Raw genomic sequence first — 16,640 nt, forward strand, 5'->3', positions numbered from 1 at the left:
TATGCGCACATTTGAACGATCAAAACAGCTACTAGACGATGCACTTAAGGTGATCCCTGTAGGCTCACAAACGTTTAGTAAAAGCCATTATTGCTTCCCTGTTGGCGGCACTCCCCTTTTCATTGAGCATGCTAAAGGTCCTTTAGTATGGGATTATGATGGTAATGAATATATTGACTTTATATCTGCACTACTAGCTATCAATATGGGTTACGCTGACGAAGAAATTAATAACGCAGTAATAAACCAAATTCATTCAGGTAGTATATTTTCGCTGCCAAATAAAATTGAGACCGAAGTAGCTGAGCTCATCATCGATGCCATACCCAGTGCTGAAAAAGTTCGGTTTGGCAAAAATGGCAGTGATGCAACCAGTGCAGCAATTCGTCTAGCGAGAGCTTATACAGGAAAAGAAGAAATTGCAGTCTGCGGTTATCATGGTTGGCATGACTGGTACATAGGCTCTACGACTCGTTCATTAGGCGTACCAAAATCTGTTCAAGCATTAACGCATAAATTTGAATACAACGATATTTCAACACTCGAAAAGATATTTGATAACACAGAAAGTATTGCCGCTGTTATTTTAGAGCCGATGAACGTATTCTACCCTGAAAATGGCTTTCTTGAGGGCGTACGCGAATTATGTGACCGCCACGGTGCTGTACTTATCTTTGATGAAACCATTACAGGATTTCGATTCGACCCAGGCAGCGCCCAAGCATTATTTGGTGTAACACCCGATCTCACAGCACTCGGGAAAGGATTAGCGAATGGCTTTCCATTAAGTGCCATTTGTGGCAAACATGAAATCATGGACTTGATGGATAGCATCTTTTTCTCAGGGACTTATGCTGGAGACGCAACCGCGCTTGCGGCAGCAAAAGCCTCTTTGACAAAAGCAAAACGAGTAAGTGCAACAGCACACATTAAGCATACAGGTGAATATTTAATTTCAGGTCTTAGAACCATTATTAAAAACCATAATCTCGAAGAGATATTTACCGTAAACGGTCACCCTTCGTGGAGTTTTTTACTTATCTCACATGAAAAGACACCTTATTCTGAAGAGCTAATTACCACCTACTTAATGCAAGAAATGGCTCAAAATGGCATCTTATTTTTTGGTAGTCATAATCTAAACTACGCACACACTGAAAAGGAAGTAGACAAATTATTAGCCAGTTACAACAGTATTTTGCCTAATTTAAAGTCGGCAATAGATAATGCCAATTTAGAGCAGCTAATAACATGTGAACCTGTTAAGCCTATTTTCCATGTCAGAAAAAAATAAGCCTCGTATTTACTTTTATCTCGATGCAAGTATTGAGCTAGGTATTGGCCATTTAATGCGTTGTGAATGCTTAGCGAAAGAATTGTGCGTCAAAGGCTTTGAGTGTGTTTTAATTTCATCCTCTGAACATCAGTTATTATCTCAATACAGTCAGTCCTTTAAGAAAATAATTACAATTGAGCACTACATCGAACTCAATTCATTTCTTTTTCAGACAAACGATAAGTCACTTTTAATTGTGGATAGCTATCAAATAAATGATGATTTTTGTTGCAAAATCAAATCTCACAATGCCATACCTATTGTGGTAATAGACGACTTAGAACGAACATTTAATGATGCTGATTTGCACGTAAGTTTCTCAAATAACATTACTTCAACAAATACAGTGTTTGCAGGAACGCAATATACCTTTATACGGGATGAATTTTTAACTATTAAATCAAACCAATTACTTTTTGACGCTTTCATTAATTTTGGCGGTACAGATCCTGAGTTATTTACATTGAAAGTATTAGCACAACTGGCCGAAATAAAAATAACACTTTCACTTTGTATAGTTGTAGGTAAAAACTTTCCACAAATATTGGAACTAAAGCAACAAATTGCTAACTGCCATCATCGCATTCAGCTTGTAATCGATGCAGACAATATGGCTGAGCTAATGGCACAGAGCAAATTATTGATTATTGCACCCGGCACTTCAGTATTTGAGGGTGCTGTAGTGGCTCGTCCAATGGCGTTACTGCTTACAGATCCTTGTCAAAAAAATAACTACTCTTTATTTGTTGAACAACATGCTGCGATTGCAGCTGATTTAGCTACGATTAAAAATACTGTTCTTAATCCGCCTACTAAAACCGAGCAAGCGAGTTTAATTAAAAATGCGCAAAACTTGTGTGATGGTCAGGGTAAATTTAAAATCGTTGAGAAAATAATAAAACTAGTGGATCTATAAAATGAGTAAAGTAATCGCCGTTATCGCGGCTCATCCTGATGACGAAGTACTCGGGTGCGGTGGCACTATAGCGAAACATATTCAAGCTGGCGATAGCGTTCACCTGCTCATTTTAGCGGACGGCGAAAGTTCAAGAGAAAGTGCTACTGAAAACGATATATCTACTCGTAACCAAAATCTTTTTTCATCTGTCTCAACTTTAGGCATTCACTCTTTAGAGACCGCTAACTTTCCAGATAATCAGTTCGATAGTGTGCCATTGCTTGAAATAACACGCGTAGTCGAAAGCTTCTTAACCAAGCATCAACCTGAAATCATCTATACACACTCTTATTATGATCTCAACATTGACCATCAATGCACAGCACGTGCGGTGATAACAGCTGCTAGGCCGCAACCTGCAAGTAAAATAAACAAAGTACTTGCATTCGAGGTGCTTTCAGCAAGTGAGTGGCATTTTTCTGAACAACAAAAGTTTAATCCCAACTATTTTGTTGATGTGACAGATTTTGTAGATAAAAAAATGGATGCACTGCAACACTATGCCTCAGAGATGCGAGATGCCCCTCATACACGGAGCTTTTCAAACATTTTGCATTTGATGGGCTTAAGAGGCCACACTGTAGGTTACAACGCTGCAGAAGCATTTGAAGTTATCTATATTCGCGATTAAATACGTATTTAGAATCGATAACGCTTAATTTCAGAAGTATTTTCTTGCAATTGATAACCCGCGGCAAGCAAAGCTTTATGTGATCCCATATTCTCAAGTTTTACTTCAGCAATGATGTGTGAACAGAACGCATCTGCCAATGCTTGCTTAGCAGCAAGCATTAACATACGTGTTGCCAACCCCATGCCTCGGAAATTAGCAGAGATAGAATAATCGAGCAATGCGGCATTCTGCTTTGGCACTAACTCAAGTCTCACTTGACCCACAGCTTGCCCTTCTAAACATGCGATATAAATTCGCGTTTGTTCATCATTTAACCGCGAGGTAAACCATTTTAAATGGTCTTGCCAATCAATTTGATCACTATTAAACGCCATTTCTCTTACAGCCAAATCATTTGCCCAATTAAATACTAATTTTCCATCATCTAATTGCGCATCGCGAATAGTTAATGTGCTACATAGCTGTTGCTTAAGCATTTTTACGACTCGCTTACTCGATGCTGTAATGACTTGGTTCAATGCGTCACAATTAGCTGCAGTAGCATTGTCTTGTAATATAGGCAGAAACTCATCTGGGTTGGTAATTACCTGGCTAAACTGGACCACTTCGGGTGCCACTTCAAACTGACGGTCAAATTGACAACTAATGGTTTTCACACCCGATAATGCAGCTTCCAATAAAGCCATAGAAACGAGTCCAACTACAGCATTAACCTGATTAAAGTATTCGTTAAGATTACCTTCTACCCATTCAATCGAAACATTTTCTAGAGCTGGCAATTGCGATAAAAAATTGTGCCAATTCACTTTATTCTCAGCCGGGTGAAGCTTCAAAAGTATTTTTGACGCAAAAGGTAATAGCGATAACTGTTTAACAATATTTGAGAAGACAGAGTACTGATCGTAACCTAATGCCCCTGTTTGGTTGTATCCTTCGAGCATAGGTTCTGAACAAAATAATACCGTATTTTGCTGTGTTACTTTTTCTTTGCGTTGTGGCTGTTGAATCGATTCAAGAAAAGGTTGTCCACCAATAACAAGTTCGCCTTTAAATTGAGGTAATTCAGTCATTAAAAATTTTGCACTTTTGCCGTCAATAACATTAATCACATCAGGCAAAGAAAGTATTTTAGATTGATAAAACTGAAAGCGTTCAACTAAATTTGTCCACGAATCAATCAGGCAAATTGTTTTGGTGCCATATTTTTTAGCTGTCTGCCAAGCTTGCCTTTCTAAATCATCAATATTACTACTGCCAGTTAAAATAAGCTGATAATCACCCCAATCGATAGCAGATAAACTAGCATAGTTTACTTTTCCTAGCAGGAATTCAGCATAAGCAGATTTAGCAGGACCTAAAAAAAGAAAGTCAACATGCCACTCGGCAGTCCAATCTTTACTTTGCAAAAGCGATATAAGGGCATTAGCTCCCCCTCGATCATGTGCAACAAACAACAGTTTAGTCACGGAGTGGCTCCAACACCATTGAATGATTAAGTGGTGTACCTCGCGAAATATCTTGCGTAGCAGTATTCCCGATTATTTGCTCTATATACCTTGGCGGCAAGCCATCGCCAGGTCGAATAGATCTAACATTTTCAGCAGTAAATGAGTCGCCCTTTTTTACGTCTTCAACAACAAATAATGATCGCGCGAACTTACGGCCACCTTTCATACTGTCATTAACCTGCCACTGCTGATTCCCAAGTGCTTGCTCGACTTGTCTAACTCGCTCCACCATCACCTTAAATTCATCTGGTGTCATTGAGAATGAGGCATCAGCACTTTCTATGGATTTGTCTAATATAAAGTGCTTTTCAATCACGCTTGCGCCGAGTGCGGCAGCTGATGTCGGTACAATATCCCCTAGCGTATGATCTGAAAGACCAAAAAAGCAATCAAACTGCTTTCCAAGCTGCGCCATAGATAATAAGTCAACTTGATCAAGCGGCGTCGGATAAGCTGAAGTACATTTCAACAGCGTGATATTATGGTTTCCTACATTTCTACAGGTTGTTACAGCGCGTTCTATATCATCAAGTGTGGCAATCCCCGTTGAGATAATAATAGGTTTTTGCGTCTTTGCTGCTTTTTCTATTAATGCTAAGTCCGTTATTTCAAAACTTGCTATTTTATATGCAGGGCAATCTAGCGTTTCTAAAAAATCGATCGCAGTCAAATCGAAAGGAGAAGAAAAACACGCCAGCCCCAAAGCATGCGCTTTATCAAAAAGAGGCTTATGCCACTCTCGAGGTAAAAATGTATCAACTTCTAATTGATACAAATTTTGCCCAGCCCAGGGGGTACCTTCAGGTACCTTGAAATACTCATTATCACAATCAAGTGTAATTAAGCTAGGTTCAACTGTTTGTAACTTAATAGCATCGGCGCCACATTCGGCTGCTGCTTCAACGGTTTTGAGGGCAATATCAAGATCTTTTCCATGATTAGCAGACAACTCTGCAATAATAAAACAGTGCTTATTATTAATTTCTCGATTACCAATTTTAAAACTGTTCATAGTTATCTCTTGCCATAAAGTCATCGATGGTTTGTCGACGCTGTATTAAGTGAGTGGCGTTATTCTTGTCAATTACCACACTTGCTGGTGCGAACTTTATAAAATTCATTGCTTGTGATTGGCTGTATGCGCCGACAGCTTTGAGAATAAAGTAATCCCCAACACTCGGTTTATTCAATAAAATATCTCGCCCTAAACAATCGGAACCCATACAAAGTGGGCCAAAAATATCAAAGCGCTGGGATAAACCATTACTGTTTATAAGCGGTTTTATAGGATGTACACGGGTTTCTACAGAAGGCACACTATTCTTGCCAACATCTACAATAATTCTCTCGTCATTGACGCTTACTACACGTGTTATCATATCCATCGCTTCATCAATAAGCGCTCTTCCTGGCTCAATAACCAGCTTACAATCGTGTTTTTCTAGGTAATCATTTAAGACATCACCAATCGCTTTCGCATAGCTTTCACTACTGGGCACTTGCCAATCGAGTTCGCTGTAGTTATTTAAGCGCGCTGTAGAAGTCGCAAAACCACCACCTAAATCAATGAACGTCAACGCATAGGGAAGTGATAAAGCAATCTTTTTAATGTACTCAGCGGCCTGCTGATACTTTTTAATATCAATGATCCCAGTACCAATATGCATATGCAGACCTTGCATATTTAAATAGGGACATTCTTCAATAAGTGCCAACGCCTCAAACCATGCATCGCTTTGAAACTTAATACCAAACCGCTTCCAACTTTCCCCTTCTGGCCTTACACGTAAGCCAACATTAGTAAGCTTTTTCTGTTGGGTGACGAGTTCAACAAGTAACTTTAATTCATCAATATTATCAATATTGATAATGTGCCCATCTGTGATGCATTTCATTAACTCATGAGATTGTTTAACGGGTCCGTTTACATACAAGGGACCTGAAATGCCAAGTTGTGACACTAAATCAAGCTCAAAGCCAGCGATTACTTCTGGTTTAACACCTAATGCATTTATTTTTTTGACTACCCAAGGCGTATAGTTAGTTTTAACCGAATAACATACTTCAACTTGATAAATGTGTTTTTTAAATGCCGATACAAAATTAGTCACTTCTTGTTCTAACTTGGCCTCGTCAAGCACAAATAGTGGGGTGTCGTATTTATTGGCAATCTCAGCTAAGTAATTATTCATAGTTATAAATCTGCTGCCAAACGCGTTTTATTTTCATTGGTAAAAATTGCCTTTTATCTACACCGCTTCCAGATAAAACAGCAATTAAATCTGCTAAAACATCGACGCCTTGATAACAACTAAATGCAAATGCTGCTGATGGGCGCGGATTAATTTCATAAACTTTTGGGACATTCGATTGTTCACAACGGGCAAGTTCAATATTAATCAGTCCAGTAACATTAAGTGTAGAAACTAGCTCTGAAATGACATGGTGAATATCGCTGTCATTTACTATTTGCGCACACGTTATCGCTCCCATTTTAGGGGCCACCCTGCGCTGGATCATTGAATAAACCACTTCACCGCGATTACATAACACATCAATATTGTAATCCTCACCGCTATAGTAAGGCATTGCAATTAGATCTAGGTTTGTTTCACTTTCAAACAGCGTTTTAGCAAACGATAAACTATAAGATTTATTATCTCGAACCTTAACAATATCGCTCGGAGATGCGTTATCATCAATCAACATAATGCCACGAGAACCTCGGCCATTCCGCGGTTTAATAATAAATTGATTCTCGGGATACCCCATTGCAAAAGCTGCAGTATCAAGGTCTGATGCATTATTAACTAAGTTATACGTTTCGGACAAATTCGCCTGATTAGATAAAAATGCTAAAAAATCGCCCTTATCTTTACAAGTTCGTACCACAGTATGATCAGGTAACAGCAAAGTACAACCCAGTCCCGCTAATCGTTCCTTGATAGTATCTTCGCTCAATACAAGCGCTTCTTCATCAGATAATACAAGCAAATAATCGACTTTATGAGTCGAAATAATATCGGCAAGTCTATCGACATAATCAGATTGATAGGCAAAAGGTACTTTGTAAAAATGTGATAAATAAGATTTTGCTAGATCATCTTCAGATGCATCTACCCCCACAAACTCATACTCGTTATTGGTACTTCTTTCAATCGCTTGAAGGGAGCTTGGTACAACGATACTGGCTGCACACGTCACTAAGATTGTGTACTTAGGCTTTTGTTTTTCTTCCGACATAAATTAATTCTGAATATGCGTAGTCTAAGTTTACTTCACCTACAGGGTTGCACTGATGATGAAGTATTTGAATGGTCTGTAAGGGTGAAAACAGATTTTCTAAACTGTATTTATCAACAAAGTGAGATACACCCGTGTCTTTTAAGGCGCCATAGGCAAAACCACTGTAAGTATCTTCAGCAACACGTGTAGCAAAGCCAGGTTCGTTAACTGATTTTTGGTACCATATTGAAGATTTATCGAAATTAAAGCTAATCACTACGCCACCAGGTTTTAGGCATTTAAGAATATTCTGCCACCAAATCTGCCTAGTCTCGAAAGGCGCACAATAAGTAGCAGCTCGATCGATAATAATATCAAATTGCCCCAATTCCCCAGTAATATCGTCAAAATTCATACAATGTACCGATGCTGCTAACTGGCGCTTTGCTAAAAGTGATTCAGCAATTTTGCAAGCAGAACTACTGCCATCAATACCAACGGTATTAAATCCATTTTCTGCGAAAAACCACAGATTGTTGCCAGCACCACAGCCTAATTCTAGTACCGACTTTTTCTCATCACCGGTTTCTAAATACGCTAATGCATTATAAAAAACCGAGATTAACTCACCAAAAGGATAACGGTTAAGGTGTAAGCCTTTCTGATAGATATTATCTTCCCAATGATTAGACATTTACACCTCTTTCCTAGCAATGACACGATATTCAGAGTGTAAACCAAACTCAGGTGTTAGAAGATCTGTATTTTCAGCACGTTCTAATTGCTCTAAAGTCCACCCTTTAGAAAATAACGTTTTAATATCATTTACTGATAAAAAAGTAATTTGACCAACATCGACTAACGTACCACGATTGATACCTTTAACCATTTTTTCTTTGGTATCTAAATGGCCGGAAGCTGCACTGCTATGGCTGTCACCATAAGGAATAAACAAAAACTTACCACCGGGTTTTAGTACACGATGAATTTCATTAATTGTTTTATACATCACCGAATATGGTGTGCATGTCAGAGCTGCACGGTCAATCACCAGATCAACACTATTATCTTTTAGCGATAAGTTTGTAAAGTCTTGCTCTAAAAACTCGCCAGCCAATTGGTCTTCAGCGAATCGTTTACGCGCCAAATTTAATGCTTCAGGGCTCGCATCGACACCAATGGTTTGAAACCCCTCGCGCGCGCAAAACCACAGGTTATTTGCACCACCACAACCAACTTCCATGATGACTATCTCATCACGTGCTCGATCTTTGGGGGCATTGCGAAAGACAAAGCTCACCACTGCATCCCAAGGATAGCGATTAACATGACCGGTTTCGTAGATTTCATTCCAAATTGTGTCAAAGGAACTCATAATTACAAATCTCTTAATTCATCTGCAACAACTTGCGCAATATCTTGCGTCGAGAAGTAGCTAGTATCAGTTAAAATCAAGTTTGGAAACTCCGCTAGCAACTCTCGAACAGTGCGCTCAGTTTCGGAAAATCCTATTTTAGGTAGTTTAAAGGTTACTGGTGCATTTATTATTTTATAATCGCTGTAACACGCATTTTCCTTAACGATGTTTAATAACTTAAACTCTTGCCAAATGGTATCAACAAACAACTCAGAGTGTTGCCAAATTTCACTTTCTTTAGTTGTTGGTATTTCGCAACAGACATATGTTTTGCCATCAATGATTTGTTGACTGTATTTACCAATTGTTGAAGCTCGGAAAATATAGGTGTCGTCACTATGATCATGAACGTAAGTGTAATCATTAACATCTTCTTCATTCACTTCAAAATAAGCTACTACCATAGGAACCGGATGAATATAGCGAGCCAGTGTCGATTGGCCTGTAAATAATCGTTCGGCTTTTTCGAGCTCTAGTGTCCAGAACAATTTATCACAAGAAAACGTTTGGCCATCACTGGTTGTTACTATATCACCGTTATAATTAGTAATTTCAGCATTTAGAACCACTTTAACACCGATTTCATCTAGATAAGATTGTGCTTTTTGACAAAAAATACCTGTCCCACCAGGTGGGTAGATATTTCTGTATTCAAACTGCTCCTTTGCATCAGGATAAAAACGCATTGGGTCTTCGACTGCCGATGCAGCTAACACCTCGTCGAGATGAGCATGTTGCTTTAGAAACAACGAAGTATCATTGTCAAAAAAGTTAACGCGATCAAACAACACAACTCTCGCCGCAACTGCGTCTAATTCTTTGGCATCGTACTGCACTTTTTTACGACATGCTTTTGCCAACAATTGAGAAGCCAAGTTACCATAGCGCTGTTTTAAATAGGATTGGTAGTTATGAACCGAAACCGGTTGACTTTCTGCTGCTGCAATCACTAATTGATGCAGTAATTGCGCCTTATCAACATGCGTATTTGCATAAGATGGCACCGTAAAATTGTCATGCCAAACACCTTCTGTTCGACCGCCATAAGTTACTTCTATTGGTTGCATTTTATCAGCAAGTATTTGCTGTAGCAGTTGCGTGTGCTGTTTTGAAGTATTGTCAAATAAATGACAGCCAAGATCGAGTGAGTAGCCTTTCCATTGTATGCCATTTAATACGCCACCTAATCCTTTACCTGCGTCAATTAAAGTAACATTATGCCCTTTTTGTCGAAGTAAAATTGCGCCTAAAATACCACGGTAACCACCACCAGCAATTACAAATGTCTTCATGAGTCCACCTCTTTTTAAAGGTACTTATCCATTACATAGAGTGAGTCTCTAAGGTCGGTTTTCGATTTAGAGAATCCCAGCTTTTCGTATGCTTTAATTGCAGGCACATTTTCTTTGGCAACCCCCAAGCAAAAATGAGTAATGCCAAATTCTTGTTTTAAGTAATCACAACTTGCATTAATCACTTCTTGGCTAACCTTTTTTCCTCGCCATTCTATCTGACCAATTAATATGCCTAAAGCAGCATAATTTTTTTCAAGTGTTATAGGCTCAAATTTAATATTGCCAATATGCTCACAATCATGTGTAAAAATACCCAACAATAAAGCATTATCATCTTGCAACTTTTCAGCAATAAATAATTTGATTTCGGATAAGCTTTTGGGTGTACTTTCAATAAATTGAGTTACAACAGGATCACTAAACCAAGAGAGGTAACGCACCGTTGCATCTTTCTCTTCTAACTCTCGCAGAAAAAAACGTTCCGTTTTTATCATGTTACCTCCGCTTATAGTTACTTTGGCTTTTTAGAAAACTCTTGGTACAAGTTTGGTGCTGATTCTATGAATAACGCCCAACGCTCAATTGCTTCATCAAAATAAGGCACTATTTCCTCGTCACTACCGAAGTTATAAAGTAATGAAATCAACAATGATGTTACATACAGTGCTTCGCCTTCCAATAGCAAATAAAGTAATAAATGCTTTGGAGAATCTTTAAATGAATACAAGTAACGCAAGCTCTGAAGCAAAACATTTTGCGCCTCAAGACGATTTGAGAACGGTTGACGAAGAATCTCGCTCATTGTTTGGCATAAAGCATTGAAGTCGCTATAACCCAGATAGGCTTCTACCGCATCATAGTTACTTTTAACGTCAAAACATGTGCTCTTGATATATTCAATTGCCTGGGCTTTTTCTAGCGCCATTTCGCCTAGTAAAATATCTTCTGAATGAAGCGGGATTGTATTTTCAATAGCAACACCGTTACTTGCGTTGTAACAGTTAAGACCAGTATTCTCAAAAGACTTTAACAAACGGTCCATTTGCACTTTACCAACGTGCATAAACTCATCAGTCAAAACACGTTCAACAAAATTCCCTGGTAGCGCTATATTCTTGCCATGCCTATATGGTTTTACAACAGTGTCACCTTTTTCATCATAGTAAAAACTTGATTTAGAGTGGTGGTGTGCCTCATCAATAAAACCATTATCAACGCCAAACAAGTAAATCTCTTTAAATCCTAAATGACAGGCAAAGCTTAATGCGGTGTTGCCAACCAAAGGGTTACAAAAAGATAAAGTGTTACTAGACAACCTTTGATCGTAATAATGCTCAACCTGCAACATTTGGGTACCTGTTTCACCGCTTTTTAAGCCCATCCCAGTCCAATTAAAGAGTTGAGATACATCAGGATGCATTACATTAGTGGTAAGTAAATTCATTTTAGCGCGAGCATGTTCTGGCAAATGCTCTTTTAAAAATGTATAGGTTGACTTTGTACGCTCCAAAGCCACATGAAAGTCAGGTACTATGCCATGCTTTACTAAAGCGGTAGATGCCGAATTACATGAGAAAATAATCGCCTTATCTTGAAGCGCTCTAATACGTTCAATATCAGCGTCAAGTGAGGGGCCATTTGCAATGATAAAGGCAGGTAACTGTGCAATGGTATCGTCTGTTTTAAATTTACCCATCATAGGTAATTCGTTTTTCACATTACCTAATGTGTGCGCCACCCCCATGATTGCATCGTCTAGGAAGCCAAAACCGGCAAAAAACTGATGAAAATTTGTTTTAAATTCCGCTATCCATTTGTTTACTGAAAATGATGGATAATGTTGGTAAAACCAAGCATGGCAAATAGTTGCCACACTAATATTTCGAGAGCGATTATAAAAAGCTTGATAAATTTCAGACTCAGTTAGGCCAATACCTAAATATAAATAGCATCCTTTTTTATCGATTTTATTAAGAATAGTTACCCAATCACACACAAATAGACTGGCAAAAAAGTAATCTTCATTCGGCTCAAATATATTGATATAAGCACTGGTTGTAGCATCAATTAGTTGCTCTAAGTGGTAACCTAAGCCCACACCAAACACCATTAAGCTAGGTATGCTGTCGCCGAGCTTGTTGTTATCTTCGAGGTTATCTTTTGCTTTGTTATAAATGGTTCCCAAATCAACCATTAAATCGACATGTCTGAAGTCTGACACATTCTCAATCAGTGCCACGCCCGTGTGATCTGTTCTACCAATAATTGGCGAGTCGATATTTTTTTGACACTGCTCTTTACACTGCTCAACTGGATCCTCAGAGTACATAGGTACTCCAGTATCATGATCTATGATATTGACTGAGCCATTAGAATTAAGGATAAACTGGAATTTATCACTTGGGTTATAAGTCAGAAATTTTTCATAAATATCAGGAAAGTAAGTTTGAAATGCCGTTAAATTTTCTTTGTATCGCTGATTGCCAGCATCAACAAATATCTGTTCTTTTTCTGCTTCGTTACATCTTCTCTTTAGCTGTTCTTCCAATGCTTGAAGTTGCTGTTCAATTGAGAGCATATATCTTTTTTTCCCATTTTATTTTGCCTGCAGATACTGGTTAATATGACTTGAACTTCGTTTTAACTTAACAATATCTTTGCCAACCAATTTTTGCTTCTCTTGCAAATTAGATACCAATCGGGAAAAATCTACCAGCACTAACTGCAAATCTTGATCAATTAATTCCTTATTTTGAAATAATTTTTTTATCACTATGTCAAAAGCTAATGCAAGCTCATTCGCCGATTCATAATCCTCACATTCGATTGCAGCCTTGAGCTGTTCAAGACTGCTGTTAACAGCGGAGAAATTATCCAACACTAGCACCTTGAGACGAAGAACCTAATACTTCATCTCGTACTTCAACGGGAATCGCGTCCCAACCAGATTTAATCTCTTTAATTAAACCTGCAACTTCATCGATTTTTTCGACGCTATTTTCTAAGCTTGCATCAAGTAATGTATCAAGCATATACGTATAAAGCATATAAAGGTTTTCGACTACTTCACCACCAACTTCAAAATCTAGGCAATCTCGTAAAGAATTAATAATGGCTGAGGCCTTAGAAATATTCTCACTTTTAGCTGCAAGATCTTTACGTTCAATAGACACCTTTGCTAACACTAGTTTTTCTAATGTGCCCATCATTAGCATTTGAATGATCTGATAACGATTTGCACCAGCAACACGTGTTTTCAATGCTTCTTTCTGGTAATTCTTTACTTTAGCGTTATACATAAGTTACCCATTTATTTTGATTTGGTAAAACCTGGTAAGCTCGAAAGTTGAGCTGACAAGTAGGTTTGCGTCTGTTGCATATTTGCCAACAGCACATCAAGTGACGAATACTGCTTTCGCAACCTAATCTCTAATTGCTCCATTCGGTAATCATGGTTAGCTAGATCATCTTCTAAGTCTTCTTGTCTAAGATTAAGATCAGTTTCTCTTTCTTTGAGCAAACCACTCGACGACACATAATTATCCAGAAGCGTTTCAAACTGTTTGGCAATACCATTCTCACCTGCAAAAAGCTCGCCAACTTCATCATAATTTTCATCAAGTGCCGTGTTTAAGCTTCTTACTAGCGTACTTTTTTCTAAGTAGCCTTCTTTATTAATTCCCAAGCCCGCATCAAATATAGTTTCGAATGGCTCCACACCAGGAACTGTAGTTGATAACATCGAATTAAGCTGACTTTCAAGCGTTCTAATCGTTGCATCACCGTTGAGTGGTTTACCAACTCTGCTTTGAAATCCGAGTTGACCGATTAGATTGTTATAACTAGATATAAATTCATCGACAAGGGTAGATACGCCGCTTTTATCATAATCGATATCGATGCGAGAGGTTTCGTTGTTTTCACTTTCTTTCAGTGCTGTGATGGTCATGTCCTGTACAGCATCTTTGAAAGTATTAGTGCTATTTTGAACTGTTAGCCCATCAACCTTAATAATTGCGTCTTGCGCTTGATCTTCGGCAGCAATACCAAGCCCACCTGCCCCTCCGCCATTAGCTACGGTTGAAATAGCATCAAGCTCTGCAGTATCATTTGTAACAACTAGATCATTGCCTGTACCGGTTTCATTTGATGTAAGGACTAATTTTGATTCAGTTCCAGTATTGACAATATTGGCAATAACCCCAAAGTTGTCGTTAGCGTCATTAATCGCATTTCTAACGTCTTCGAGCGTGGCACCTGCATCGAGTGTTAAATCAAATGACTTACTTCCAGCAGCGAAACTTAGTGTTCCTCCACTAGCAGTCACAACATCATCAGCAGCCGAAAAACCAGTGTTAGAAACCGCTCTAGAGCCCTGAGCAAGCTGCATTACTTCTATATTGAAACGCCCCGGAGTGGTATTATCGTTAGTGGAAACGCGGATCAAATCACCCGAAGCTGGTTGCTTTAATTCAGCGGTACGCTTTGTAAAGTTATCTACATCTGCTAATTTTTTGATTACATCTTGAAGTTGTGTCATTGCTGACTTCACTTCACTAATCGCTGAAAGCTCAACTGTTATAGCTTCTTCTTTTGCAGCAAAAGCTTGTAACTTAGGAATATTCTCGGCATCTAATGACGCTTTGATGATACTTTCAAGGTCTAGCCCTGAACCAACCCCTGCTGATGTGATACTCGCCATAACTACCTCTAACCTTTAAATATTTGCTACACCGTGTCGTTAAACAAAACGCCTTTGGTGTTAGTAAGTCTATCGGCTACTTCGTCTAAAGCTTTAGCCATTTCGCGGAATTCCTTAGGTGGTATTTCTCTGATGACTTCTTGACTAGACTTATCCAATACTTTTACTACCGGCGGTTCGCCAAGCTCATCAAACTCAAATACTAAGCTTGTTGCTTGTACAGGAATAAACTCATTTATCTTTTTTAAATTTGCTTTAATTTCAGCAAATATATCTTCCTTCGATTTGACCTCTTCTTGAAAAAGGTCTTTTTCTGAATCAGCAAGATTTGTACCAGTTGGTCTAGTTTTGTCGTCACTTTGACTCTCAGATACGCCACCAAACCCTTGCTGTTTCTTTAGCTCATCACTCTGTGTGACTGCCAGGTTTGATTCTATAACATTCATACCAATACCTTTAGCTTATTAAGTAATTATAGTTGACCACTGGAAAATGTTTTTCCAGTGGTCAATTAATTTAACCTAAGAGAGATAATGCCACCTGTGGTCGCTGATTAGCTTGACTTAGAATTGAACTACTTGCTTGTTGTAAGATCTGATTCTTAGTTAATGCAGCTGTTTCAGCAGCAAAGTCAGTATCACGGATACGTGAACGAGCAGCTGCAAGGTTTTCTGAAACGTTCGATTGATTTCGAATTGATGATTGGAAACGGTTTTGTACAGCACCTAGTTCTGCACGTTTCTTATCAACAACGGCAATCAAAGAATCCATACCAGCTAGTATTTGTTGCGCGTTTACTTGAGATGACACTGAAATAGAGGTGGCACCAAAAGCCGTAAAAGATGCTGTTGTTTCTGTAATCGTTGAGCTGACGGTGCTAATACCAGCAGCAAGTGTAGACATAGTTTTGCCAGTTACACCTGTTGCTATTGATGCAATACCCGACATAGTAAAACCGTTGTTCGCACTCATGGCATTTGCCGTGCCACCAACATCTTTCATTGAAAAACCAATGGTTTGAATTGCATCGGCACCTACTTGGAAGTTGGCTTCATAAGAGCCATCTAACAGGTTTTGACCACCAAACGTTGTATCTTCAGCAACACGGTTTACTTCAGATGAAAGTTGACGAATCTCTTCTTGCAGTGCAAGACGGTCTTCATCCGTGTTTGAACCATTCGACGCCTGTTGAGCGAGTGTACGCATACGTTGGAACATACTGGTAATTTCATCCATCGCACCTTCAGCAGTTTGTGATAGAGAAATACCATCATTTGCATTTCGAATACCCTGATTCAAACCGTTAATTTGACCTGTAAGTCGGTTCGAAATCTGCATACCAGCAGCATCGTCTTTTGCACCATTAATACGCAAACCTGACGACAATCGTTGGAATGAGGTATCTAAGTTAGTACCTGATTGACTTAATTGTCTTTGAGCATTTAAAGAGCTCACATTTGTATTTACATATAAAGCCATAATTGCCTCCGCTTTATTAACTAAAGTGCAGTTTAAATAAGTACCCCTACTTATTTAAAAAGCCCAATTTAGAATCCTAAAATAGG

The 16,640-nt window shown here is 38.7% G+C and carries 17 protein-coding genes; 3 read left to right on the forward strand and 14 right to left on the reverse strand.

Annotated features, from left to right (window positions below; genetic code table 11):
• The first annotated feature begins 1 nt into the window (after nucleotide 1).
• From AC2IOM_RS00405 to AC2IOM_RS00415, 3 genes are read left to right on the forward strand one after another with little or no spacing between them, the layout of a single operon-like run.
• On the forward strand, nucleotides 2-1,294 hold the full coding sequence (locus AC2IOM_RS00405) for an aspartate aminotransferase family protein (RefSeq protein WP_486358771.1): 1,293 nt from the start codon (nucleotides 2-4) through the stop codon (nucleotides 1,292-1,294).
• Nucleotides 1,278-2,252 carry a UDP-2,4-diacetamido-2,4,6-trideoxy-beta-L-altropyranose hydrolase gene (gene pseG / locus AC2IOM_RS00410; RefSeq protein ID WP_486358772.1) on the forward strand — a complete coding sequence of 325 codons (975 nt, stop codon included), beginning with the start codon at nucleotides 1,278-1,280 and terminating at the stop codon, nucleotides 2,250-2,252. The genes AC2IOM_RS00405 and pseG overlap by 17 nt, the downstream gene beginning before the upstream one ends.
• A 1-nt stretch (nucleotide 2,253) precedes the next feature.
• Nucleotides 2,254-2,925, forward strand: coding sequence for a PIG-L deacetylase family protein (locus tag AC2IOM_RS00415; RefSeq protein ID WP_486358773.1), 672 nt, complete (start codon nucleotides 2,254-2,256; stop codon nucleotides 2,923-2,925).
• Nucleotides 2,926-2,933: 8 nt separating this feature from the next.
• On the opposite strand, the gene AC2IOM_RS00420 is transcribed toward AC2IOM_RS00415, so the two are convergent.
• The 14 genes from AC2IOM_RS00420 to AC2IOM_RS00485 all read right to left on the reverse strand — a co-directional run bounded on the left by AC2IOM_RS00420 (nucleotide 2,934) and on the right by AC2IOM_RS00485 (nucleotide 16,554).
• Entirely contained in the window at nucleotides 2,934-4,394 is a 1,461-nt protein-coding gene (locus tag AC2IOM_RS00420; protein ID WP_486358774.1) for a GNAT family N-acetyltransferase, read from the reverse strand.
• Nucleotides 4,387-5,448, reverse strand: a complete 1,062-nt coding sequence (gene pseI / locus AC2IOM_RS00425; protein ID WP_486358775.1) for a pseudaminic acid synthase — start codon at nucleotides 5,446-5,448, stop codon at nucleotides 4,387-4,389. The genes AC2IOM_RS00420 and pseI overlap by 8 nt, the downstream gene beginning before the upstream one ends.
• A complete protein-coding gene (locus AC2IOM_RS00430) occupies nucleotides 5,435-6,628 on the reverse strand; it encodes an alanine racemase (protein WP_486358776.1) in 1,194 nt (397 codons plus the stop codon). The genes pseI and AC2IOM_RS00430 overlap by 14 nt, the downstream gene beginning before the upstream one ends.
• On the reverse strand, nucleotides 6,621-7,679 hold the full coding sequence (locus tag AC2IOM_RS00435) for an ATP-grasp domain-containing protein (protein ID WP_486358777.1): 1,059 nt from the start codon (nucleotides 7,677-7,679) through the stop codon (nucleotides 6,621-6,623). Before AC2IOM_RS00435 ends, AC2IOM_RS00430 begins: the two co-directional genes overlap by 8 nt.
• On the reverse strand, nucleotides 7,654-8,355 hold the full coding sequence (locus AC2IOM_RS00440; protein ID WP_486358778.1) for a class I SAM-dependent methyltransferase: 702 nt from the start codon (nucleotides 8,353-8,355) through the stop codon (nucleotides 7,654-7,656). Before AC2IOM_RS00440 ends, AC2IOM_RS00435 begins: the two co-directional genes overlap by 26 nt.
• Complete coding sequence (locus AC2IOM_RS00445; RefSeq protein ID WP_486358779.1) at nucleotides 8,356-9,036, reverse strand: class I SAM-dependent methyltransferase; 681 nt, start codon at nucleotides 9,034-9,036, stop codon at nucleotides 8,356-8,358.
• A gap of 2 nt (nucleotides 9,037-9,038) precedes the next feature.
• Nucleotides 9,039-10,370, reverse strand: coding sequence for an NAD(P)-binding protein (locus AC2IOM_RS00450; protein WP_486358780.1), 1,332 nt, complete (start codon nucleotides 10,368-10,370; stop codon nucleotides 9,039-9,041).
• A gap of 14 nt (nucleotides 10,371-10,384) precedes the next feature.
• Nucleotides 10,385-10,867: a GNAT family N-acetyltransferase gene (locus AC2IOM_RS00455; RefSeq protein ID WP_486358781.1), complete on the reverse strand. Its 483-nt coding sequence runs from the start codon at nucleotides 10,865-10,867 to the stop codon at nucleotides 10,385-10,387.
• Nucleotides 10,868-10,884: 17 nt separating this feature from the next.
• Entirely contained in the window at nucleotides 10,885-12,951 is a 2,067-nt protein-coding gene (locus AC2IOM_RS00460) for a motility associated factor glycosyltransferase family protein (RefSeq protein ID WP_486358782.1), read from the reverse strand.
• Nucleotides 12,952-12,969: 18 nt separating this feature from the next.
• Entirely contained in the window at nucleotides 12,970-13,251 is a 282-nt protein-coding gene (locus AC2IOM_RS00465) for a hypothetical protein (RefSeq protein ID WP_486358783.1), read from the reverse strand.
• On the reverse strand, nucleotides 13,244-13,672 hold the full coding sequence (gene fliS, locus AC2IOM_RS00470) for a flagellar export chaperone FliS (protein ID WP_486358784.1): 429 nt from the start codon (nucleotides 13,670-13,672) through the stop codon (nucleotides 13,244-13,246). Before fliS ends, AC2IOM_RS00465 begins: the two co-directional genes overlap by 8 nt.
• A gap of 11 nt (nucleotides 13,673-13,683) precedes the next feature.
• Nucleotides 13,684-15,075, reverse strand: coding sequence for a flagellar filament capping protein FliD (gene fliD / locus AC2IOM_RS00475; protein WP_486358785.1), 1,392 nt, complete (start codon nucleotides 15,073-15,075; stop codon nucleotides 13,684-13,686).
• Nucleotides 15,076-15,101: 26 nt separating this feature from the next.
• The gene (locus tag AC2IOM_RS00480) at nucleotides 15,102-15,521 is read right to left on the reverse strand and encodes a flagellar protein FlaG (protein WP_486358786.1); all 420 of its coding nucleotides are present in this window, start codon (nucleotides 15,519-15,521) and stop codon (nucleotides 15,102-15,104) included.
• Nucleotides 15,522-15,591: 70 nt separating this feature from the next.
• A complete protein-coding gene (locus AC2IOM_RS00485; RefSeq protein ID WP_486358787.1) occupies nucleotides 15,592-16,554 on the reverse strand; it encodes a flagellin N-terminal helical domain-containing protein in 963 nt (320 codons plus the stop codon).
• Nucleotides 16,555-16,640: the final 86 nt, after the last annotated feature.

Source organism: Pseudoalteromonas sp. NS-SX12, from assembly GCF_057367955.1.